At 40.1% G+C, this 23,716-nt stretch carries 14 protein-coding genes; 5 read left to right on the top strand and 9 right to left on the bottom strand.

All coding sequences use genetic code 11. From position 1 onward, the window contains the following. The first annotated feature begins 304 nt into the window (after positions 1-304). The 3 genes from ACN9MR_RS24060 to ACN9MR_RS24050 all read left to right on the top strand — a co-directional run bounded on the left by ACN9MR_RS24060 (position 305) and on the right by ACN9MR_RS24050 (position 4,193). Positions 305-2,431: a prolyl oligopeptidase family serine peptidase gene (locus ACN9MR_RS24060; protein ID WP_426327016.1), complete on the top strand. Its 2,127-nt coding sequence runs from the start codon at positions 305-307 to the stop codon at positions 2,429-2,431. A gap of 379 nt (positions 2,432-2,810) precedes the next feature. Then, on the top strand, positions 2,811-3,821 hold the full coding sequence (locus ACN9MR_RS24055; RefSeq protein WP_426327015.1) for an NAD(P)/FAD-dependent oxidoreductase: 1,011 nt from the start codon (positions 2,811-2,813) through the stop codon (positions 3,819-3,821). A gap of 45 nt (positions 3,822-3,866) precedes the next feature. Further along, positions 3,867-4,193 (top strand): 2Fe-2S iron-sulfur cluster-binding protein, encoded by a 327-nt coding sequence (locus ACN9MR_RS24050; RefSeq protein ID WP_025141835.1) that lies wholly within the window; start codon positions 3,867-3,869, stop codon positions 4,191-4,193. A gap of 382 nt (positions 4,194-4,575) precedes the next feature. On the opposite strand, the gene ACN9MR_RS24045 is transcribed toward ACN9MR_RS24050, so the two are convergent. From ACN9MR_RS24045 to ACN9MR_RS24025, 5 genes are all read right to left on the bottom strand, one after another. Further along, the gene (locus ACN9MR_RS24045) at positions 4,576-7,182 is read right to left on the bottom strand and encodes a glycoside hydrolase family 2 protein (RefSeq protein ID WP_426327014.1); all 2,607 of its coding nucleotides are present in this window, start codon (positions 7,180-7,182) and stop codon (positions 4,576-4,578) included. 207 nt (positions 7,183-7,389) lie between these two features. Further along, the gene (locus ACN9MR_RS24040) at positions 7,390-9,648 is read right to left on the bottom strand and encodes a GH92 family glycosyl hydrolase (protein ID WP_426327013.1); all 2,259 of its coding nucleotides are present in this window, start codon (positions 9,646-9,648) and stop codon (positions 7,390-7,392) included. A gap of 415 nt (positions 9,649-10,063) precedes the next feature. Further along, positions 10,064-11,389: an alpha-L-fucosidase gene (locus tag ACN9MR_RS24035; protein ID WP_426327012.1), complete on the bottom strand. Its 1,326-nt coding sequence runs from the start codon at positions 11,387-11,389 to the stop codon at positions 10,064-10,066. A gap of 29 nt (positions 11,390-11,418) precedes the next feature. Continuing rightward, positions 11,419-13,110 (bottom strand): S41 family peptidase, encoded by a 1,692-nt coding sequence (locus ACN9MR_RS24030; RefSeq protein ID WP_426327011.1) that lies wholly within the window; start codon positions 13,108-13,110, stop codon positions 11,419-11,421. A 187-nt stretch (positions 13,111-13,297) separates the two neighbouring features. Continuing rightward, the gene (locus ACN9MR_RS24025; RefSeq protein ID WP_116250520.1) at positions 13,298-13,513 is read right to left on the bottom strand and encodes a hypothetical protein; all 216 of its coding nucleotides are present in this window, start codon (positions 13,511-13,513) and stop codon (positions 13,298-13,300) included. A 238-nt stretch (positions 13,514-13,751) separates the two neighbouring features. Here ACN9MR_RS24025 and ACN9MR_RS24020 point away from each other — a divergent pair, with 238 nt between their 5' ends. Further along, positions 13,752-14,354, top strand: coding sequence for a porin family protein (locus ACN9MR_RS24020; protein ID WP_029280581.1), 603 nt, complete (start codon positions 13,752-13,754; stop codon positions 14,352-14,354). A gap of 18 nt (positions 14,355-14,372) precedes the next feature. Here ACN9MR_RS24020 and ACN9MR_RS24015 read toward each other — a convergent pair whose 3' ends face one another. Genes ACN9MR_RS24015 through ACN9MR_RS24005 form a run of 3 tightly spaced genes read right to left on the bottom strand, consistent with a single transcriptional unit; the run spans position 14,373 to position 19,738 of the window. Further along, on the bottom strand, positions 14,373-15,041 hold the full coding sequence (locus ACN9MR_RS24015; protein WP_426327010.1) for an N-acetylmuramoyl-L-alanine amidase: 669 nt from the start codon (positions 15,039-15,041) through the stop codon (positions 14,373-14,375). A gap of 46 nt (positions 15,042-15,087) precedes the next feature. Beyond that, positions 15,088-16,683 (bottom strand): SusD/RagB family nutrient-binding outer membrane lipoprotein, encoded by a 1,596-nt coding sequence (locus tag ACN9MR_RS24010; RefSeq protein ID WP_426327009.1) that lies wholly within the window; start codon positions 16,681-16,683, stop codon positions 15,088-15,090. 10 nt (positions 16,684-16,693) lie between these two features. After that, positions 16,694-19,738 (bottom strand): SusC/RagA family TonB-linked outer membrane protein, encoded by a 3,045-nt coding sequence (locus ACN9MR_RS24005; protein ID WP_426327008.1) that lies wholly within the window; start codon positions 19,736-19,738, stop codon positions 16,694-16,696. Positions 19,739-19,967: 229 nt separating this feature from the next. Here ACN9MR_RS24005 and ACN9MR_RS24000 point away from each other — a divergent pair, with 229 nt between their 5' ends. Next, positions 19,968-21,800 carry a PQQ-binding-like beta-propeller repeat protein gene (locus ACN9MR_RS24000; protein WP_426327007.1) on the top strand — a complete coding sequence of 611 codons (1,833 nt, stop codon included), beginning with the start codon at positions 19,968-19,970 and terminating at the stop codon, positions 21,798-21,800. Positions 21,801-21,869: 69 nt separating this feature from the next. Here the strand turns inward: ACN9MR_RS24000 and ACN9MR_RS23995 are convergent, their stop codons facing one another. After that, a complete protein-coding gene (locus tag ACN9MR_RS23995; protein WP_426327006.1) occupies positions 21,870-23,714 on the bottom strand; it encodes a RagB/SusD family nutrient uptake outer membrane protein in 1,845 nt (614 codons plus the stop codon). Positions 23,715-23,716 lie beyond the last annotated feature (2 nt).

Here is a 23,716-nt window from a genome sequence, read left to right as displayed (position 1 = left end):
AACTAAAATCGCCTTAACAAATCGGTGTAATCCCTAAATCGGTGTAATCAACCCAAAGGAAAAAACCAAAGACTAAATATGGAGCCAAAATCTGTGTTTCCGTGACAAAAACTTAATGCCCTTAATTTCTCAATGGTGAAAACCCCGAAAGCAAAAAGCTTAAAGACTAAAGCAGAAAGATCAGAGGAAAAAAATCACAATCTGTGAAATCTCAAAATCAGTACAATCATCCCGAAGGTAAAAACATATATTAGTATAAATCTTTTGAATACGAACCATCTTCATAAAAAAAGACAATTAAACCATGAAAAAGCAAATTGTATTGAGCTTATTTGCATTAAGTCTGTTTGCCTGCAACCAAGGCAAAAAACCTGCAGAAAAAATAACGTTGATGAAATACCCTGAAACAAAAAAAGACAGCACAAAAGATAATTATTTCGGAACCATAATTGCCGATCCTTACCGATGGCTAGAAAATGATACCTCGGCTGAAACAAAAGCCTGGGTTGTAGCCGAAAATAAGGTTACCCAAAACTACCTGGAGCAGATCCCTTACCGTACCGACATTAAAAAGCGCTTAACAGCATTATGGAACTACCCTAAAGAAAGTGCGCCGTTTAAGGTTGGCGAATATTATTTTTTCACTAAAAATGATGGCCTTCAAAACCAAAGTATCTGGTTTATTAAAAAAGGATTAGAAGGTAAGGAAGAGCTTTTTCTCGATCCAAATACACTCACAAAAGATGGAACAGCAGCTGTTTCGCTTTTGGGCTTCTCGCACGACAAAAAATACCTGGCCTATTCGGTTGCACAGGCAGGATCAGACTGGAGCAATATTTACGTAATAGAAATAGCTAGCAAAACCAAATTAGCCGATGAGCTGAAATGGACCAAATTCTCTGGAGCAGCCTGGAAAGGCGATGGTTTTTATTACAGTAAATTTGACGAACCCGCTAAAGGAACCGGTCTTTCTGCAGCCAACAAATACCAAAAAGTGTATTTCCATAAATTGGGCGATCAGCAGCAAAATGATCAGTTAATTTTTGAAGATAAAACCAATCCAAATTTATATTTCGGTGCCAATGTTACCGAAGACGAACGCTTTCTAATAGTTTACGCCAGCGCCGGCACCTCAGGCAATGCATTATTCTATCAAGATTTAAAAGCACAGGGAAGCAAAATCGAACCTTTGATTAAGGGTTATGAAAACAACCATAGCATTGTTGATAATATAGGCGATAAACTATTGATAAGTACCGATCTGGGTGCTGAAAACAAACAGGTGGTTTTGGTTGATCCAAAAAATGCAGATACTAAGAACTGGCAAAAAATTATTCCTGAATCTAAACTGGCTTTGGAAGGCATTGGAACCGGTGGAGGTTTTCTTTGGGCATCGTACCTAAAAGATGCAAGTACCAATATTATCCAGTTTGATTTGACAGGAAAGAAAATCGGCGAAGTAAAACTACCTGCAATTGGTACCGTCGACGGCTTTGGCGGCTACAAAGAAGATAAAGAATTCTTTTACACTTTTTCCAATTTCACTACTCCAGGCACCATCTACCGCTACGATGTAAACAAAGCAGAATCAATACTGTATAAAAAATCAGGACTCCAATTCAATACCGATAACTACGAAACCAGGCAGGTGTTTTACCCATCAAAAGATGGCACAAAAGTACCGATGTTTATTGTACACAAAAAAGGGATCAAGCTTGACGGTAACAACCCGGTTTATCTTTATGCATATGGCGGCTTCCAGATCAGTTTAACACCTGGATTCAGTCTTTCACGGATGCTATTTTTAGAGCGTGGCGGCATTTACGTACAGCCGAGTTTACGTGGTGGAAGCGAGTATGGCGAAGCCTGGCACAAAGCCGGAATGTTATCGAAAAAACAGAACGTTTTCGACGATTTTATGGCCGCAGCCGAATACCTGGTAAAAGAGAAGTATACTAATCCATCTAAGATCGCAATTTCGGGCGGTTCCAACGGCGGACTATTGGTAGGTGCCTGTATGACCCAAAGACCTGATCTGTTTAAAGTGGCTTTACCAGCTGTTGGTGTTTTAGACATGTTGCGCTACCATAAATTTACCGTTGGCTGGGGTTGGGCAGTTGAATACGGAAGTAGCGACAAAAAGGAAGATTTCGATTACCTGATTAAATATTCACCGCTCCATAACCTAAAAAGCGGCGTTAACTATCCAGCAACATTGATCACAACAGCAGATCACGATGACCGCGTGGTACCAGCACATTCATTTAAATTTGCAGCAACCTTACAGGAGAAATACAAAGGTGAAAACCCTGTTTTAATCAGAATAGAAACCAAAGCTGGCCATGGCGCAGGCAAGCCCACTACAAAGTTGATTGAAGAAGCCAGCGATGTGTGGAGCTTTGTGTTTCAGAATTTAGGGATGAGTTGGTAGCGCGTTTTTGTCATTCTGAACCCCCTAAAAATTCGTCATCTCGACTGGAGCGTAGCGAAATGGAGAGATCTATCGAGGTAGATTTAGCTTCGCTGAGCCTTCGGGTTCTCGACTGCGTTTTACTCCGCTCGAAATGACGAAATCTCGTGATACATTGTTACATAAACTACTTTTACAAAGCCCTCCATCTATTTTCCCACTAAATCCATAGACCAATTATAATTTGCTTTAAACCACTAAAAACCCTTAACTTTTGCTTTACACTAATGCAAAGCATATAAAATATTGAATACAACAGGATTACAAAATTATCTAGAATATTTCTAAATAGCAGGATTGATAATACTTTATTTCGTAACTTTGCGTCAAATTTTTTTTAATGATCACTACTGATATAGCCGTAATAGGCGCTGGTCCGGTTGGTTTATTCGCCATTTTTGAAGCCGGTTTATTAAAAATGCGTTGCCATTTAATTGACTACTTACCTCAGGTTGGTGGTCAGCTGTCTGAAATTTACCCTAAAAAACCGATATACGATATCCCTGGTTATCCTTCTGTGTTGGCCCAGGAACTTATCGATAACTTAATGGAGCAGGCAAAACCTTTCCATCCAACGTTTACTTTAGGCGAGCGTATTGAAGGTTTAGAAAAGCGTGGCGAAGCCGATTTCGTTTTAACCACTAATATGGGTACCGTTATCGAAGCCAAAGTTGTGGTAATTGCTGGTGGTTTAGGTTGTTTTGAGCCGCGTAAACCTGCTGTAGAAAATTTAGAGAAATTTGAGAACGGTAAGGGCGTAAACTACATGATCCTCGACCCGGAGAAATATCGCGATCAAAAAATGGTGATTGCCGGCGGTGGCGACTCTGCTTTAGACTGGACCATTTACTTAGCAGAAGTTTGTTCTGAATTAACTTTGGTGCACAGAAGCGAGAGTTTCCGTGGTGCCCCGGATTCGGTGGCTAAAGTAATGGCATTGGCAGAAAGCGGTAAAATCAATCTGATTTTAAACAGCAACCTTCAGGCTGTACAGGGAACTGACAAATTAGAACAAGTTGAAATTATTCAGAACCGTACCATGGAAAAAACTGTGGTAGAGGCCGATCACTTAATTCCTTTGTTTGGTTTAAGCCCTAAATTAGGCCCGATCGAAGATTGGAACTTAAACATCAATAAAAGTGCAATTGAGGTTAATGTTGATGATTACTCGACAAATATCCCTGGAATTTATGCTATTGGCGACATCAACACTTACACCAACAAACTAAAATTGATTCTTTGTGGTTTCCACGAGGCTGCATTAATGAGCCACAGTGCTTATTCTTACATGAACCCGGGTGTGAAATATACCATGAAATATACCACGGTAAACGGAGTTTCAGAATTTTAAGCTTTCTCCTATATTTGTCGCTACAAATCATAAGAGAACTAAAAAATGGAAAACAACATTAACATATATATGCAAGAGCCGGATGGCTCGGTTACTGAACACGTTGCACCAACCGACATGGGCTTAAGCCTGATGGAGTTTTTAAAAGCATCAGAGTACGATATTCTAGCTACTTGTGGCGGAATGGCCTTATGTGCTACCTGCTGCGTTGATGTGTTAGAAGGCGAAGAAAAACTTAACGAAATGACAGACGATGAGTATGCCATGTTAGATACTTTGCCTGATCTGTTACCAAATTCGCGTTTAGCCTGCCAGTTGCAGTTAAATAATAATATGGACGGATTAAAAGTAAAATTACACGGCGTAAGCTAGATTGTAAAACATATTAAAGCAAAAGGCGATACGTAAAGTGTCGCCTTTTTTTGTTTTTAATAGCCCTGAATTTCTTGTTAGTCGAGATTTGCAATCTCGACTCTCCGTGCCTTGGATTTTTAATCCACTAACACGGATCCATCGTGATCTGGAGCAGCGGCCCTTGTTAATAAACCTGATAAAGCGTAAAGCCCGGAGCGCAGCGAGGACTTGCAGCGATAGCAGGACTGCTGTCCGCCATTGAAAAAGAACCCATCATTTCCAAAAAAAATCTATCAATAAAAATTATATTTATAGACCTATCAGGTTTCGAAATGGCGCAGCCTTCAATGAGGTCATTAAAAACAATATAAGTTACGAATTAAACCTGATAGGTCTTGTACTATTGAATATTTACTTTCTGCTTTTCTACATTCCAGCCGTACACCTCTACAGCCAGATTACTTTGTTTACCTTTATATTCTACCGTTACCGTTTTACTTTCACCAGGTAAAATACTTACATAGTTATCATCATAAAAAGCAGGAAGTACACGTTCGCCAGTATTACCATTTATTAAGGCTACACGGTTAAAAAATGCTACGGGATTTCCATTTGCATTGCTTAAAGTAACCGTCACCTTGCCGCTTTTCTGATCAATAGCTGAAACTTTTAACGGTGCTTTTTTCATGCTTTTTAAGCCTGAATATTCACCATCCTTTCCAGGAAGCCAATAAATATTCTCACTCAATATATTTTGCTTTTGGTCTAAAATCCTTAAAGAAACAAATACACCTTCTTTTTTATCCAGTTTGGTTAAGAACTCGTTCATAGGAAAAAGCCTTCTCACCGAAGATGGACCAACCGAGTTGAAGGCCTGAGAGTAGAAATAATCTTTTCCGTCCATATCATACGCTTTAGCCTGTACCATCAGGTTATTTTTGGTAGTAAAACCATTGTTTACGATAGTAACCATACTATCCAAAGGATTCATCATCACATGCAAAGGCTCACTTCCTTTCCTTAAACCATATAAACAGGCGTTAGGATCAAGGTAATAATCGTACATCTGTCCACGCATGGCTGTCCAGGGGTTTTGGGTTTTCCAGATGATAGAACCAGTATACCAATCCCACATTTTGTTGGAGAAACCCTCCATTAGTGCCCTGTATTGATCATAATTGGCCAATTGGGCCTTCATTGCAAAGTCTTCTGCACTTTTTGGTTTACCATATGGATTAAGATATTGCTCGTAAGAAATGTATTTATGATAATCCCATACCGAATCGGGCTTGGCTTTGTATTGCGGTGCAATCAGGTTTTCTTTTGGGATAAAACGGAGCAAGGAAGCGTAGTCGCCCACCCCTACCGAACCTACTTCCGAATTGTAAGGAAATGTTCTGGTCCCCCAAAAAGTTTTAATATCCTGTATGCCATAAGGACCATCACCGTTTCCACCAATGGAATTGAAAGACATTTCGTCGCTATTGGAGAAATCAAAAAGTTTTCTCGTTCCATCTAAGCGAGGCAGAATATCGTTCTTTAAAGGTTCTAAAATATCTTCTGGTGGTGTAATCTCATTCCCTCCGCACCAAAAAGCAAGTGAAGCATGGTTTCTGATCATCTTGATCTGATCTTCAATAGCTGTTAAGGTTAAATGATGATCATCAGGATAATTTCTTCTCGTCCACTGGTCTTCCTTCTTCATAGGATCTACCCAACGACCGTTGCAATCGCCACTGAACCAAAAATCCTGAAAAACCAGCAAACCATATTTATCACAGGCGTTATAAAATTCAGGTCTTTCTAAAATTGCTCCTCCCCAGATCCTGATCAGGTTGAGGTTCATATCTTTATGGTAACGAACTTCAGCATCGTAACGGGCATCACTAAAACGGAGCATTGCATCACTGATAATCCAGTTACCACCTTTAATAAAAATCTTCTGTCCGTTAACAAAAGCACCCATGCTCCTGGTGTGCTCGTTCCAGATATTATCTATCTGGCGAACACCTACTTTAAGCTGTTCCTGATCCAAAACCTGATTGGCTGCTATAAATTCGATCTTCACATCATACAGGTTCTGCGGCCCATATCCGCTTGGCCACCATAATTTAGGATTTTCGAGCTGTAAATCAGGAAGTTTGACTGTAGTTGTTTTATTGGCTGCAATAGTAGTTGGCTGTTTAACCAATTTTCCGGCAATTTGATATTGCAAAGTACCCGAAACCGCCTGACCTGTTGGGTTTTCTACTTCAACCGAAACTTTAACGGTAGCCGGATTTTGTTTCCCTTCTGGTAAGCGCTTGCCTGGAACCAGGGTAATTACCTGTGGATTCAGGATATTGATGTTTTTTGTTTTTTCGATGGTCACTTTATCCCAAATGCCTGTATTGCGATCGCGGGTGGGCTGAATCCAATCCCAGCCCGCTGTATATTGTGTGGTTAAACCTTTGGCAATGGTGCCGTCTCCACCCTGTCCACCATTCGGGTTACCAGGAAAATCTGGTGGATAAACGACAACGGCAAGTCTGTTTTTCCCATTCGGAGATAAAAGTTTAGTGATGTTGTACTGTGCCCTAAGGTGCATGCCCACCTGGGTTTTCGGATTAACCTTTTTTCCGTTCAAATAAATTTCGGCTTTGTAATTTATTCCCCTAAACTGCAACCAAACCTGTTCGTTACCCACGGCACGCTCTTCAAAATCTTTTACAAACCAATAGGTGTAATAATCGTTACCGGTTTTATACACATCAGGAATTTTCTCGTTGTTCATTCCATAAAATGGATCGGGTACTTTTTTGTTGTTCAGCAAAGTGGTTAATACTGTTCCCGGAACGGTCGCCTGCATCCAGTTGCCGACAGGAAAACCAGCTTTCGAGATTTCTAAGCCTGAAGCATTGGCATCTTTGATATTGGTACATACCCAACCAGAATTTAATTCGTAACGCTGTTGTGCATTTACAATTAAAGCTGAACAGATTAAAAAAAGTAGAAATATTTTCTTCATTTATTTAAGATATTTTATTTGATACTTGTTATGGTTAATTTTCATGAGGATGTATTATAAATATAGCATTGTCATCCTGTCCAAAGGACTCCTGTGGAGAGCTTGTCGAAGGACCTTCCATAACACCATGATGGGCATTTCGACAAGCTCAAAGTGACAAAATCTAGATAAACCAGGCTTACAATATAACCTCCTTTTCATCTGGAATTATTTTCCGGATGTTGGTCTATCCCCAGGTTTTACGCCCCAGCTTGCTGATGGTTTATTGCCCATATAAATTTCCATATTTCCGCCAGCTGTTATGGTTTTATGCAGGATATATGATTTAGTGTAAGCTTTGCCATTCAGCACAATTTTCTGAATATATTTATTCTCCGCACTATTACCAACAACCTTTATATTGAATTTCTTATTCCCTGGCAGCGAAATACTCGCATCAGTAACCAATGGCGTTCCGAAAATATAAGCCCCGTTTGCCGGATTTACAGGGTAGAAACCCATTGCTGAGAAAATATACCAGGCGCTCATTTGGCCCACATCTTCGTTACCACACAAGCCATCGGGTTTTGAAGAATAAAAATCTTTGTCGATTTTACGGATCAGATCGGCAGTTTTCCATGGCTGGCCTGCATAAGTATATAAATAAGGAATGTGGTGGTTGGGTTCATTTCCCTGCGCATAATTACCGATCAATCCGCTAATATCAGGCGAACCGTTGGTTCCCAAATCCAAGGGTAAGGTAAATAGCGAGTCGAGTTTATTGATAAAAGCTTTATCCCCTCCAAAAAGATTAATCAGTCCTTCTACATCTTGCGGCACCAACCAGGTATATTGCCAGGCATTTCCTTCTACATAGTCATCTTCACGGTGTTTGGATGAAAAGGGATCGAATGGGCTTCTCCAGTTTCCATTGGCAAGTTTACCGCGCATAAACTGAACGCTCGGATCGAAATATAAACTATACAGTTTCGATCTTTTGCTAAAGTAAGTGTAATCTGTTGTTTTATTCAGCGCCTTAGCCATTTGTGCAATGCAATAATCGTCAATGGCATACTCCAAAGCCTTACCCACTGATTCATTTATTTTATCCGCTGGAATGTATTTAAGCTCCTGAATGTATTCGATGCCATCTGTTTTCTGCATAGCTGATTGTTTTATCGCTTCATATGCCAGGTTAACATCAAAGCCACGGTACCCTTTTAAATAAGCATCAACAATAACCGGAACGGCATGGTAGCCCACCATGGTATTGGTTTCACTGCCCATTAAATGCCAAACAGGTAGTTTACCCTGTTGTTTATAGATGGCTAGCATGGTATTTACCACATCGTTTACCTTATCCTGGTGCAGGATGGTGTACAATGGATTTGCCGCACGGTATGTATCCCATAGTGAAAAAGTAGTTAAATTATTAAAACTGGCCTTTTTGTACACCTTTTTATCTGTACCGAGGTAATCTTTGTTTACATCGTTAAAAAGTGATGGGGCCACCATTGTGTGGTACAAAGCGGTATAAAATATCTTTTTGGTCGTATTTGAAGCCTCAATTTTCACCTTAGCCAGTTCTTTTTCCCACTTCGCATCGCTGTTTTTAGCCGTAGCGGCAAAGTCCCAGCCTGGCAATTCTGTTTTTAGGTTTAAAATGGCATTTTCAATGCTTACCGGAGATAAAGCAACTTTAATCTGTAGTTTATCATGATTAATGGCATTAAAGTTTACCGCGGCTTTTAGTTTTTTGCCAGATAATGCCATACCACTTTTAACCGCTGTGCTATCATATAAGGCAATACTTTTAATCGGTTGTGAAAGTTTAATTACAAAATATAAACGTTGGTCGTTTGCCCAACCTTTCGAATTACGATGCCCCACAATAGTGGTAGCATCGAGCTGTTTAAATGATGCCGATACAGGTGCATCCCAGCCTATACCTTCTATCAAATCGATAATAATATGTGGATTTTCTACATCTTTTTTAAAAGTATATTGGTGAAAACCTACCCTTTCGGTTGCCGTTAATTCGGCTTTAATCTGGTATTTATCAAGTAGTACACTATAATAACCAGCTTTGGCAATTTCATTTTGATGCGAAAATTTAGACAGGTAGCCGTTCTGGTCTTCGGCTGTTTTACCTTTCTCGAGCAATAATTTACCAGTTGCGGGCATGATCGAAATATCGCCCAGGTCGCCGATTCCGGTACCACTTAAATGAGTATGTGCAAAACCGGTAATCGTATTACTAGCATAGTTATACCCACTGCACCAGTCCCAGCCTTCAAAAATGTTGTTCGGTCCGAGTTGTACTGCCCCAAAAGGAACATTTGCACCTACAAAAACGTGTCCATGCTTCGCCGATCCTATTAATGGATCTACATACTGGGTAAGCTTGGTGTTCTGCTGCGCAGCTGCATTAAGGGAGAATAGAGAGGCCGTTAGAAATAGAATAGACGAGGTTTTCTTGAACTGCATGTGTGCTTATAATTTCTTATATTAGAATTTAAAGCCTAAAAGTAAAACGTTTTACGTTTATTTTCTCATAAAGGGGGAAGAATTGTGCTAAAATCAAGAAAAAGATAGAAATAACCATGTTCAGGTATATAACGACTGCATTGCATATTTCAAGGCCACCCACCTACCGCTGAAATCGTTTTACAAGTAGAGTTAGTATTTTCATTTGTCTTGTAGCTACTTCGTGGTCAGCATCTTTATGCCTGGAAAGATCCTGAAATAAATTACCAATGACAGATTGTAAAATCAGTCGTCATTTCGACTGAAACGCAGTGAAATGTTCCAAAGGAACTCCTTCGGAGGAGAAATCTGTTTAGATAGATTTCTCGACTGCGTTGCTCTCCGCTCGAAATGACGACCATTCGTGCAAGCCCTGTTACCCAATCTCCAAAACGATTACCTGATCGGGTTCTGCACTATTTAACGTTGTAGTAATGCTTAATTTTGATTTTTTAAAGGTATAGTTTACCGGACTTTTATCTTTCAGTAAATATGCCTTTTTGATTTTCTTTACGGGAACATTTTCCAGATCAAGCGTTGCCGTTTTTCCGTCAATAAGATGGATATAAATTTTGTTATCACTTTGTGTAATGCTGCCCCAGGTTTGTGGTTTAATAAATCCTCCTTTTGTACCGTAAATGCTTTCACCGTAAATTTTAAGCCAGTCGCCCAGGCCTGTTAAACGGTCTTGAAACTCTGGCTGGATTTTACCGTTTGGCATCGGACCGATGTTCAGTAAAAGATTGGAACCTAAACTTGCTGCTTTAACCAACATGTGAACCAATTCTTTATTTGATTTGTAATAGGTATCGCTCAAATTATATCCCCACGAATTTGAAATGGTTTCGCAGGTTTCGAGCGGTAGTTTATCTGATGCCTTTTGAAAACTCAAGCCTGATTTATTCTCGCCAGGGAGATCGCGTTCGAACATCTGAAAATCTTCTCCGGCAAAGGGCGTAAGATGATGGTTGTTACCGATCATACACTGCGGTTGAAGTTTGTGGATTAAGCCATAAATTTCGTTGTATTTCCAATCAATCCGCGATGTCCGGTCTTTTGATCCTTCTGGTTCAGTCTGATCCCAATGCCCGTCGAACCAGATCCCACCTATTTCACCATAATTGGTCAACAGTTCTGTTAACTGATTTTTCATGAACTGTAAATAGCTTGCATAATCACCTTTGCCTGTTCTACCGGAGTTCTGCCCAGTACGGCCGGTTTCGTGCGGATAGTCTTCTCTCCGCCAGTCTAACAGTGAATAATATAGATACAGTTTTATGCCTTGTTTGTGGCACTCATCGGCCATCATTTTTACAATATCTTTTTTGTAGGGAGTATTCATGATATTGAAATCAGAATATTTTGTATCCCACATGCTAAAACCATCATGATGCCTGGTAATCAGCGTAATGTATTTCATCCCGGCATTCTTTGCCATACTCACCCATTGTTCGGCATTAAACTCAATGGGGTTAAAAAAATCTTTAAGGTTGGTATAATTATGAACATTCAGCTTCCGTTCATTCATTACCCATTCGCCACTTCCTGGTATACTAAAAGGACCCCAATGGATAAATAAGCCAAAACAGGCATCGTTAAACCATGCTCTTTGTTTTAAATTTGAGGCAGTAGGGATATAATCTTGTGCTTTTAACTGCAAAGCGATCAACAGCACAAGGCATATTAGGGTTAATTTCTTCATAAGGATAGCGGTATCGTTTGGGCTAGGTTTTAGTCTATTGATGCTGTGGCTTTGGTTGGCTTTCCAATCACCTTATAATTTCCATCACCTTTTAAAATGGCCAGGATCTGCGATTGGTTGGTAAAAAGATTTTTTGCCGCAGCCAACTCTTTATCGTACTGGAAGCTCTGCTCAATTCTTCCTTTTTCATAAAAATAACGGCTTACAATCTGTGTTTCTAAAACTCTTTTTATTTCTGCTTTATGGCTAATCAGATCGGTTTTTTTAGACGAAGTAAGTTTATATTTAAGATTCTCCAGATCGGTTTTTACTTCAGCAGATTTATTTTCCTTTTCGGCCTCTAACCTTAAATCGGAAAGCAACCTTTCGGTACGGCTTAGGTAGGTTAAATCTTTATCGGCCAAACTGCCAGAAAATGCAGTATAATCTGCATCAGATAACTGGAAAGTTTTGGCCGATGCCAAACTTGGTTTTTCTTTCCTGTATTGATTTGCGTAGTTAAAGAAAAGGTTTTTATTAAGCATTGAAATGGTAATCGGGCTGAGTTTCATGGCATCTACCACGATATCGGGATAAACACCATTACCACTGTACACGTTCCTTCCTGCTTTGGTTTGGTACATTACCATGGTCGAATCGGCAAAACGTTCGGCAACACCATCTGCATTTTTGTGTGCGTAATCTAATTTTTGGATGCACCTGCCTGATGGGGTATAATATTTAGCCACAGTTACTTTAACCAGGCTGTTATAGGGCAGGTTGAAGGTTTGCTGAACCAAGCCTTTGCCATAGCTACGTTGCCCAATTACAATGGCACGATCTAAATCCTGTAAAGAACCCGCAACAATCTCTGAGGCTGAGGCCGAATTTCCATTTACAAGCACTACTAGCGGAACCGAAGTAGAAACCGGGGTTAAAAGTGTTTTATAGGCAATGGTTTTCTCTACATTTTTTCCTTTTTGAGTTACAATAAGCTGATCTTTATTCACAAAGAGGTTCACAATTTTAACCGCTTCCTGCAAAATACCTCCGCCATTGTTTCTCAAATCTAAAACCACACCTTTTGGATTTTCTTTTTGGATGGACAAAAGTGCATCTTTAACTTCTTGTCCAGAATTTTCAAGGAATTTATCGAGTTTTATATAACCGATGCCATCGCCAACCATTCCAGAGTAAGAAACATTAGGTTGTTTTATTTCCTCGCGCATAAGTTTTTTAGTGATTTCTTTTCCATCTCTAATCACCAACAAATCTACCGGCGTTCCTTTCGGGCCGCGTAATAACTGACTAATTTCTTGACGGTCTTTACCTTTTACGGCAATCCCATTGATACTCACCACCTGATCGCCGGCTTTAATATCACTTTTATTTGCAGGATAACCTTCGCTTACTTCATTGATAAACAGCTTGCCATCAATAAAAACAGTACCTGCACCAATACCACCATATTGAGTGCTCACATATTTCAGTTTGTAATCTTCAATCTCCGATTCCGGAACATATTCGGTATAGGGATCTAAACTATCTAACATGGCATCAATCCCTGTTTTCATCAACTGAGGAGCATTGGTGTCATCAACATAATTGATATTGATTTCTTTATAGAGTGAAGCAAAAATATCCAGGTTTTTAGATACCAGGAATAAATCTTCTTTAAATGAAAAAGATAAAACAGCTACACCAAACCCGGCTGCTAAAAGACCATATTTCAGTTTCTTCATTTCTTATATATTTTAATTCCGATTGGAGCAAGTTAAATGAAATACCTGTCTGTTTGGAAAATTATTTAATAGTTGAGTACAAACGTAAATGTACAAAAACCAATAAATATTAAAAATAGCTGATTTGGACTAAGCGTAAATTAAGCGTTACGCTAAAAAGAAGAGCATGAAAACAATGGAAAGATGACTAAAGCCTGTTGCCCTTGGTATCGGCGAGTGCTTTTTGAATGGTAAATTCGATGTAGGTACGGTCGCGTTTTACCAAACGCATTAAATCTTCAATCAATTGATCTTCTTTGCCTGGAGTAAAATCTAAAGGCTCGCTCGCCAGATCGCGATATTTCCTTAAGAACTTGGTTTTTACTTTAAATGCAGTTTCTGAAGTAAGTTGAAAATTAGCCATGGCATATTTATTTGATGCAAAAGTAAAAAATATTTGCTCAGGTTAATACCTTTTTATGTGATGTGACAAAAAAAGTGGAGATTCGCCGATTCTTTTTGCACGATAATTGTGTTAAAAGCGCGTTATAAAACCTAATCGGGCATAAACCCCCCTTAACACAAATTTTAAAAATGAAACCATGGCATGTATCCACTCATCGTTTATGGTTTTATAACCTTTAAAAAACAAATTAAACAACATGAAAAAAATCATCTTCTCTATTGTTTTCCTAACCTTAGGTTGGGCAACATCAAAGGCACAAACGTTTAACCTTGGGGTTAAGGCAGGTGTAAACTTAGCTAAGTTAAATGCAGATTTCGCAAGCGAAGAAAACCGTTTAGGTTATCAGATCGGTGCCTGGGCACGCATTGGCGGCGCCAGTTTTTATGTGCAACCTGAGGCTTACATTGGAAGTAAGGGCAACAAATTTATCAGCATTACGCAAGATAATGGGAATGAAGTTGCAGCTGAAGGAAAAGTAAAATTCACCACTTTAGATGTTCCTGTTTTATTGGGAACAAAATTTGGTGCTAAGAATTTAAACTTCCGATTAATGGCTGGTCCGGTTATTTCGTTTATACTGGATGAAAATTCATCTTTTAGCTCAGCTTATCAACAAGCTACCGATTTCGACAATTACAAAAACCAGGCGCTGGGCCTACAAGCAGGTGCTGGTGTAGATGTGGGTAACATTTCGGTTGATTTACGCTACGAAGCTGGTTTATCCAACATCAGTAAAAGTGAGAAATACAGCCAAAAACCTAACTTGTTTCAATTGAGTTTAGGATTTAAAATTTTGTAAGAAATAGAATGCGCCAGATTATTTTTTCTCTGGCGCTCCTTTTAAATTCAGGTCTTTTAATCTATTTCTGATCCGCTTCATAAAGGAAACTCCAGGATCTGTTTTCTCCGTAAGATAATTCGGGTCGCTTTCTTTCCATAAACCTGTTCCAATAAACTGCCTGTACTCGTAGTGCCCAATTACATATTCGATAGGATATTTGGTTTTCAGGTACCTCACCAGGCTTTCATTAGCCAGCAGTTGTTTCTTTGTTAAGGGTGCGCTTTCGCTTCCCACATTTTCCACTCCTATTGCACAATAGTTTAAGCCGATCACGTGCCTGGCAAATATAGAATCGGGCATTAACTGAAATATGGTTCCATCACGATCGATAAGATACTGACTTGATACATTTAGCGTACCGGCTGTAGATATCGCCTTTCTGGCTTCTGGTAAAGTTGGGTTATTAAAAGCATCAAATGTTTTCTCCAAACTTGGTATGGCTGTCCAATGCAATACCACCATAACCGGCTTAATAACTGCATTATCCTGTTTAATGCCGTGCCGAACCTGCAGGTAATCGATACTGAGCTGTTTACGCTGATCGTCGAATATGATGGGTTTATAGAATGTCCGGAAGGTTGGTTTGGCACAACCAACAATTAAAGCCATCGCAAAGGATAAAACAAGTAGTTCTTTAATTTTCATCGAAAAAAGAAAATCCCCAAAAAGGAGATTTTCAAGTGTATTATTATTAATTAGTGTCCCACCAAAGCGGTGTTAGCAAGCGGTACTTCTCCGTATTATCGCCCACAGCTTCTGGATTACGGGTTTGTTCGTTCGTTTCATAAACCATTCCCCTAATCCATTGGTTTGCATTATTGGCATCAAAAACAACCGTATTCAGGTTCAACGGGCGAATTAAAGATGGCCCATAAATTGCCTGACTAAAATCAGATCTGCGCATATCAACCCAGGTTTCAGGATTTAAGCATAGTGTAATATACTTTTGACGCATAATGTGGCTTAAACCTTGGGTAAGGTTTGTAAAATGTGCCACAAGCCCATCTGCCAACTGTGCAGTCCAATAAGTATTAATTTCCGCTGCGGTAACTCCTAGTTTACGCATATTGGCTTTAACACCTTCTTCGTAAGCGGCGAGTGCGCCAGCAACATCATTTGATCGCAGCCTGGCTTCGGCTTCAATCAGTTTAATTTCAGAATAAGTAATGAAAGGGATAGGCGAGGTTTGTTTGGTATAAAATCCACTATTACTAAAACGACCGTAATCATTTCCATTTGTTTTAGTGGCATCACCTGCCTGTCCGTTGGCCAACAGCCCTTGACCGCCTGCCAGCCCTGCACCGGCTTTTAACCCACGGTACTGCCCGTCTGAAGCCGCAGGTTGCATAATCCGGCTTATTCTTGGATCTTGAAAAGTGTTGTTGGTAACCGGAAACGATGATAACATATTAACAAAAAATTGGCTCCAGGCAAAATAACGTGGATCGTAAAGTGCATTATTCGGATCTGTTGTGGTAAGCACAAAACCACCCCAACTGTACCATGGGTTTTCATCTGTTTGGATACCTCCTGCTAAATAAGCAAACTGTGCATCCATTCCATCTGCATTAAAGGCATTGCTACAGGCCTCAATAATTTTTGCAGGATTATACAATGCGCCTTTTTTAGATAAATGGTTCAGATATCTGGCTTTTAATGCCCAGGCAAATCTTTTCCATTTGCTTACATCTCCCTGGAACATAATGTCACCACCATTGGCATTAAGTCCGGTAGCATTTGTTGTACTGTTAAAAGCAACAATTGCTTCATCCAGCAATTTATCAATGCGTTGGTAAACCTCTTGCTGTTGTTGCATTTTAGGCAGCAGATTTAGCTGGGTTTTGCCATCGTAATAATCATCAACCACAATCGAACCGTATTGGTCGGTAAGCAGGCCAAAATTCATGGCCAGCAGCGTTTTACCTGCGCCAACAAAGTAAGGACTTCCTTCCTCTTCACCCAAATTGATTACATCGACACAATTGGGCATGGTATATACGTAAGCGTTTTGCCAAAGAAAATAACTGGCTGTAAAACGCCATTGTTCTGCGTTGCGGTTGGTACCAGTAAGCAATTTAGTTGTTCCGTACTGCACAAGCCCTGATACTTCTCTTGTGCCCCTCCACAATGCAGCACCGTTTGAAGTGGTGATGGCGCCAACCAGACGGCTTGCAGCCGAAATTTTTGTAGGATTATTTGGATCTTTATTTACATCAAGGTACTTCTTACATGAGGTATTTAAAAACATACCACTGATTAATGATGCTATTATTATTTTATTTTTCATGACGATGCAATTAAAAAGTTAATCTTAAACCCATATCTACTCCACGTGTAGCAGGAATACCGAGGTTATCGAACCCGAAAGAACCCGATCCACCAACGCCTGCACCACTGCCCGAAACCTCAGGGTCTACTCCCGAATATTTGGTAATCAAGATCAGGTTTCTACCTGTTACCGTAAATGCCAGACCTTTAAGTTTGGTTTTAGCTAAAAAACTGCTTGGCATGTTGTATGTTAAAGTTGCATACCGTAATCTGTACCAGCTACCATCTTCAACAAAATCATATCCTTGACTAGCGTAAATGTTTTGATAATAATTTTGATTTAGTGGGACTGACAAAGTACTTGGCAATCCGGTAGATTCTATAATACCATCAAAAACTTTAGAACCACGATCTAAAGTTTTTGTGCTTAGGCCCGAACGGACCAATGAATTTTCAGTCGCGTTGAATACATCTCCGCCTACCCGGATATCAACCATAAAGGATAAAGCAAAGTTTTTATAGTTGAAGGTATTGGTTATCCCTGAAGTAAAATCAGGATTGCGGTCTCCAATATTAGCATAGGCAACCTGCACTTGTGGGTAACCATTATTACCGAGTAATAACTGCCCCTGAGCATTGCGCTTCCAAACGTTACCATTAATACCAAATAAGCTTCCATTTAAGAATCCAGCTCCCTGAGCTACATTGGCAGCCACCCACGCATCAGATAGCTCTACCCGATCTAAAGCTCCCGGAAGCTCTTTCACAATGGACTTGTTATGGGCAAAGTTGATGTCTATTGTCCACCTGAAATCTTTTTTAACAATGGCCTGTGCATTCAGCACCACCTCAATTCCTTTATTCTGGATGGACCCACCATTTAAATAGGTAAGAAAAGCTCCTGCCGATGGTGGAACCCTTGTTGCCAATATCTGGTTATCGGATTTACTTCTGTAATAAGTAAAATCGATACCGAAGCGGTTTTTGACGAACCTTAAATCTGCCCCAACCTCAAATGCCCTGGTAAACTCAGGCACCAGCGTGGGGTTACCAAATGGATTATTTGCATTCGTGATAAAACCACGTGGATTAATAGTAAAAGTATTGGTAACCGCTGCAAGTGAGGTGGTGGTTACATGAGGTGGCGCATCTTTACCTACATTGGAGTAGGCAGCTCTGATCTTTCCGTAAGAAAAAATCTGATCATCCGTTTTCAGATTGAGTTCTTTCAATAAATCGGTCAGCACTACAGAGGTACTTATAGCCGGATAAAAGAAAGCATTATCGCCCACCGGAATGGTAGAAGTCCAGTCGTTCCGTGCCCTTAGGTTTACATAAACAATATTTTTCCAGTCGAAATTAAAATCGCCAAATACACCTACAATTCTTCTGCGGTTTAGGGTTTCAGAAACAGACCGATCGGTAGCAACAGTATTGTTAATACTTGGAAAAGTCGGATCTATAAAATTGATGGCATTAGCCGTTAAGGTTTGCACCCTTGTATTTTCGATATTATTACCAATAGCCAGACTGAAGTTATAATCGTCCCAGAAAGTTTTCTTTGCTGTAGCTATAAAAGTTGAGGTGGTGATCTGATTGGTGTTGGTGTTTTGACCAATAGCCCCTTTAAGTGCATCAGCTTCTAAAGTACCCGGCATGCGTACCGCCTTAAAATTCTCGGTGTATAAGTCAGTGCCCAGGCGATAGGTTAAATTTAAAAAACTAAAAGGATTATAGTTGATATTGGCTATTCCTATAAAACGGTTAATGCCACTGGTAATCGGCTTGTTTTGGATGGTCCAGTAAGGGTTGTCATTACCTCCGGGGAAGACCCTTTGCGAGCCATTTGGATTCAAATAATTGGCCATATCATCATTACGTGGCCAATATAACGCACCCATAGTGCCATTTGCACTCCCTTGCGGCACCGAAGTACGATCGGTACGAACATAGTTGGCCGAACCACCTACTGTAAGTTTTTCGCCAATTTTAGTGTCCGCATTAATCCTGAATGATTTTCGTCTAAAATCAGAATTATCTACAATTGATCCCTGATCTAAAAGTGATGCAGAGGTATAAAAAGTACTCTTTTCAGAGCTTCCACTTACCGAAAGATCGTGACTTTGGGAGAAAGCAGTTTTAAAGAAATTTTTCAGGTTATCGTAAACCGTTTCATTGGCTGCAAATTCGGGGCCCCAGGAGTTTGGTGCAGTTGCACTAAAATTACCAGCCTCACCCTGTTTATATTTACCTTGCAGTTCTGGTAACTGATTTACATTATCTAACGAAAAAGTGTTCTGATAAGTAATCTTTGCCGCACCGCCCGAACCTTTTTTAGTGGTAATTACTATGGCACCCGAAGCGGCCCTGATTCCATAAAGTGCTGCAGCTGCAGGTCCTTTTAGTACTGTTAACGATTCAATATCTTCAGGATTAATATCGATGGCCCGGTTTGATGCCGGAGCGGTACTGGCTACAAGCCCTGCCTGACTTACCGGTGTGGTATTGTCAACAGGAATACCATCAACCACAAAAAGTGGCTGGTTGTTTCCACTTAACGAACTTCCTCCCCTGATCATAATATTTGCAGAAGAACCAGGTGCACCACTCGAATTGGTAATCTGAACACCAGCTACCTTTCCCTGCATCGCGTTAACCAGGTTTGGCTGTTGCGAATCGACAATTTCTTTGGCTTTAACATTCTGGGTAGAGAAACCTAAGCTTCTTACTTCCTGCTTAACCCCGAATGCTGTTACGGCTACCTCATTTAGCGTTTTGGCATCTTGTTTTAGCTGAACATTGATTATCCTGTTATCTCCAATAGGACGTTCTTCGGTTATCGAACCGATATATACAAAAACCAAAACCTGATCGCTGGTGGCTTTAATCGTGTAACGCCCGTCAGAATCAGTGCTGATTCCGGCTGTTGATCCTTTAACCTTTACAGAAACACCGGGCAACGGCGTACCGTCATCTGCTGATGTTACTTTACCGGAAATGGTGATTTGCTGGGCGAATACCTGCCCAACTGAACAACACACTCCCAGAAACAAGAATAGTAGTTTTTTCTTCATAAAATTGATTAATTAGGGATTAGAAAATGATGAATTAATACAAAAAAGACAGATTAACACTCAGTTATCTTAAATATCAAGAATATTTTCTTATCAAAAGAAACCATCTCAGCCTTTTTACATAAAGCTTGGTGATTGCTCAAAATGTAAACATGTAATATTGGTATTACAGCTCCATTTAGCCCCTAAAAATACCGATTTTTAGAGTAAACAATTTAACGAAAAACAAATGAAACAATCCATTCTTTTACTGTTTGCTGTCCTGTTCTCGCTCTCTGTAAAAGCCCAAAATTTTAAATATGCTTTTGTAACTGATACCCACGTGGGGTCATCAACAGGCGAAGAAGATCTTAACAGAACTGTTGCTGATTTAAATACGCTGAATGACATCGATTTTGTGATCATTACAGGCGATATCACCGAAATGGGCACCAATAATGAGCTTAAATTAGCTAAAGATATCCTATCAAAATTAAATAAACCATATCACATTATCCCTGGAAACCACGATACCGGATGGTCAGAATCAGGGGGTGTAAATTTTATCAAAGCGTTTGGCGGTGATAAATTTATTTTCGATCATAACGGCTACCGTTTTATAGCATGTGCATCTGGTCCTTACGTAAGGATGAGCGATGGGCACATTCCAAGAGATGCTACTGTTTGGCTTGACAGTGTGCTTAAAGCAACGCCTAAAAGTATGCCCATTATTTTTGCCAACCACTACCCGTTGGATAACAGTTTGGATAACTGGTACGAAGCAACAGATAAGTTAAAGAAATACAATATCCAGTATGCCATTTGCGGCCATGGGCACAATAATCATCCTTATAATTTTGAAGGTATTGAAGCTACCATGGGCCGCTCTAACCTAAGGGCAAAGGATAGTATTGGAGGATACAACATTGTAACCATGACCAGGGATAGTGCTTTTTTCCAGGTTAAAAAACCAACCCAGGATATTCTTCCGGTATGGCGAAAAATTGCACTAAAAACTTTCCAGGCCGATTCAAAAAAATATAATCGTCCCGATTTTGCCATCAACAGTAAATATTCAGGCACAAAAGAAGTTTGGACTTATCACTCTAATGCCAACGTGGTAAACACACCAACCTATGCCTCAAACAATGTTATTTTTGGCAATAGCTTAGGTTTAATTGAGGCCTTAAACAAGAATACCGGAAAGAAAGTATGGACATTTAAAACCAAAGGCGCAATCTATTCATCACCAGTTGCTGTTAACAATATGGTTATCTTCGGTTCAGGTGATGGCGCGATTTACGCATTAAACGCAAAAACAGGAAAGGAAATCTGGCACAAAGAAACAACTAATTCGGTGTTAGGTTCTCCGGTAGTTAGCGGGCAAAAGGTGTACATAGGCGGCAGCGATAATACCTTTAGGGCATTGGATGTTAAAACAGGAAATGAAATATGGGCATTTAAAGAGGTAGAAGGGACAGTTGTGGGCAAGCCACTTATTTATCAGGGCAAGATTATTTTTGGCTCATGGGGCAGGCATCTATACGCACTTGATATTAACAGCGGAAACTTGTTGTGGAAATGGAACAATGGCCAGGGCAACAGAATGTTTTCGCCAGCTATGGTAACGCCTGTAGCTTATAACGGGATAATTTATATTGCAGCTCCAGACCGTTATTTAACTGCGATTGATGCAAAAAACGGCAGTACACTTTGGCGAAACAAAGAAGCTACAGTTCGCGAATCGATCGGACAATCTGCAGACAGCACCATCATTTATGGCAAAACCATGCAGGACGAAATCGTAGCTTATAAAGCACAGGCACAAGATCCGGGTATACTTTGGCGATATAATGCAGGCTTTGGATATGAACATGTACCATCCATGTTGATAGAGAAAGACGGGAAGGTATTTTTTGGCACAAAAAACGGTGTTATCTATGCCATAGATCCCAAACAACAAAGCACGGTTTGGGCGCACAAAATAGACAACTCTATGATCAATACCGTAAATGTGATCGACAGTAAAAATATACTGGCAAGTACAATGGATGGTAAAGTGGTGTGGCTCAGCACGAAATAATAAGCATAAAAAAACCTCCTCAACTAAAAATTGAGGAGGTCATAGTAAATTCAAAAAATACCTAAAGCACTACCAGCCTGCAGTTTGCGTAAGCTTATAGCCCTTTTCCTGATATTGAATAATCTGCGCCTGCCCTACTGGGGCTAAATAAGCCCTATCTGTAAATGCATTTCTATTTGTCGCATTGGTAACCATCCAATAACCTACCATAGCCGCAGCATTTGTGCCATCATAGGTAACAATGGTACCATCCGCCTTTTTAACCTTGACATTTCGGGCTGTTGCATTAGCAGGAGTTAAATAACTTGCGGCCTCGGTTTGTACATTAACCCATGGCCCCAAGAAATAGTCTGGATTGGTACTGAAATCCATATTGTTTAATTTTTTCCAGCGTTTTAAATCCAGCAAACGGGTATGCTCGAACACAAACTCCATGCGACGCTCCCTGCGGATTTCCCAGATCAAGTCTGGAACATCGGCATCTTTAGCCGGATCAACAGGAAGTGCCCCCAACGTTAATGGAGCTGTTTTTAATACCCCTTTTGCAGTTGCCGCAGCATCTAAGGGCCGGTTTCTGATTGCATTTACTGATTTGTTTAAATCAGCCTGCGTTACTGCCGTACCACCAAAATACTGAGCCAATACTGCTTTGGCTTCTATCCAGTTTAACACGACTTCTGCCAAACGCATTACAGGCGCATCACTTGTATTGGTGTTACTGCCCCAAGCGGCAGGATAAGTTTTTCCGATATAAGTTAAAGCCTCTCTTGAAGCAAATTTAAACCCATAAAGTAAAGTTGCAGAAGGAACCAGGGCTTTATCATAAAACGATGCTTCAAAACGTGGATCTCTCGTTTTTACCAGATCGGCAATTGTAAATGAACTGGCTCCGGTAACAGCAGAGTTTTGCCATACTTTGCCATCATTTAGCAGGAAAGATTTGATCAAAACTAAATTTGCATCAACTCCTACAACCTCTGTTCCATTCTGGTAAGAACCAATACTGTGTGTAACCGTTAAAGCAGCATCGTAAGTTCTATAAAGCAATACTTCCGGATGCCCTGCCAGGTTATCGCTCGAGAACAGTGATTTAAAATCGCGGGTGAAATTATATTTGTTGCTATTGATTACATAATCGCCTGCCTCAACAGCAAATTCTAAATATTTTTTTGCTCTTGCCGCATCTAAACCATGGTAATGCTCATAAGTTCCTTCAAATAACATAAATCTTGAAATAAAAGCAGCAGCAATGTATTTATTTAAAAACTGAGCCCCGTCATTTTCGCGCATGTTAGCCATTACGAACTTAAAATCATCGTATACTTTATCCATAACCACTCCCCTGGCATCTCTATCTTTATATAAAGCAGCCAGATCGGTATCCGAAAGCTCTTTATCAAAATAAGGCACATCGCCAAAAACACTGACTAAACGGCTGTATTCAAAACCCCTAAAAAAACGGGCAACTGCTGTCCAGTGGTTATAAGCTTCAGTAGTAATTTTAGGCTTCGCTACGTCGTTTAAACGGGCAAGCATTACATTCGATTTTCTGATCCAGGCAAAATCCCAAGTTGGACCAGCATAGGTACCCAACCAATCAGCTGCTTCAGAAACAGAACCTCTTGTAGTAGGCACACTATTTTCGAAGTTAATCTGAACATTTTTACCTGTTAAATCATCAGAGAAAGTATAACCCCTAACCGGTGTATAATCAACTCCAAAGCCAGTACTATAACCGTTAAAATAGTTCGGATAGTAGCTGTTGGCGTACATGCGGATATCATCTTCTCCACGCCAATATTGCCCATCAACATAAGATGTTAAGGGCGGACGGTCTAAAACATCCTTATTACAAGACACCAGAAGTAGGCAGGCCATAACCGGCAAACCATATATGTATTTAAAATATTTCATCT

This window comes from Pedobacter sp. R-06 (assembly GCF_049913135.1).
In the GTDB taxonomy this organism is placed as follows: domain Bacteria; phylum Bacteroidota; class Bacteroidia; order Sphingobacteriales; family Sphingobacteriaceae; genus Pedobacter.
Note: the sequence above shows the minus strand (reverse complement) of the source record. Positions and strands in the feature narration are given on the sequence as shown.

Bases quoted from the DNA above. Each gene is read 5' to 3' on its own strand.
- ACN9MR_RS24060 (WP_426327016.1), top strand. From the start codon at position 305: ATGAAAAAGCAAATTGTATTGAGCTTATTTGCATTAAGTCTGTTTGCC.
- ACN9MR_RS24055 (WP_426327015.1), top strand. From the start codon at position 2,811: ATGATCACTACTGATATAGCCGTAATAGGCGCTGGTCCGGTTGGTTTA.
- ACN9MR_RS24050 (WP_025141835.1), top strand. From the start codon at position 3,867: ATGGAAAACAACATTAACATATATATGCAAGAGCCGGATGGCTCGGTT.
- ACN9MR_RS24045 (WP_426327014.1), bottom strand. From the start codon at position 7,182: ATGAAGAAAATATTTCTACTTTTTTTAATCTGTTCAGCTTTAATTGTA.
- ACN9MR_RS24040 (WP_426327013.1), bottom strand. From the start codon at position 9,648: ATGCAGTTCAAGAAAACCTCGTCTATTCTATTTCTAACGGCCTCTCTA.
- ACN9MR_RS24035 (WP_426327012.1), bottom strand. From the start codon at position 11,389: ATGAAGAAATTAACCCTAATATGCCTTGTGCTGTTGATCGCTTTGCAG.
- ACN9MR_RS24030 (WP_426327011.1), bottom strand. From the start codon at position 13,110: ATGAAGAAACTGAAATATGGTCTTTTAGCAGCCGGGTTTGGTGTAGCT.
- ACN9MR_RS24025 (WP_116250520.1), bottom strand. From the start codon at position 13,513: ATGGCTAATTTTCAACTTACTTCAGAAACTGCATTTAAAGTAAAAACC.
- ACN9MR_RS24020 (WP_029280581.1), top strand. From the start codon at position 13,752: ATGAAAAAAATCATCTTCTCTATTGTTTTCCTAACCTTAGGTTGGGCA.
- ACN9MR_RS24015 (WP_426327010.1), bottom strand. From the start codon at position 15,041: ATGAAAATTAAAGAACTACTTGTTTTATCCTTTGCGATGGCTTTAATT.
- ACN9MR_RS24010 (WP_426327009.1), bottom strand. From the start codon at position 16,683: ATGAAAAATAAAATAATAATAGCATCATTAATCAGTGGTATGTTTTTA.
- ACN9MR_RS24005 (WP_426327008.1), bottom strand. From the start codon at position 19,738: ATGAAGAAAAAACTACTATTCTTGTTTCTGGGAGTGTGTTGTTCAGTT.
- ACN9MR_RS24000 (WP_426327007.1), top strand. From the start codon at position 19,968: ATGAAACAATCCATTCTTTTACTGTTTGCTGTCCTGTTCTCGCTCTCT.
- ACN9MR_RS23995 (WP_426327006.1), bottom strand. From the start codon at position 23,714: ATGAAATATTTTAAATACATATATGGTTTGCCGGTTATGGCCTGCCTA.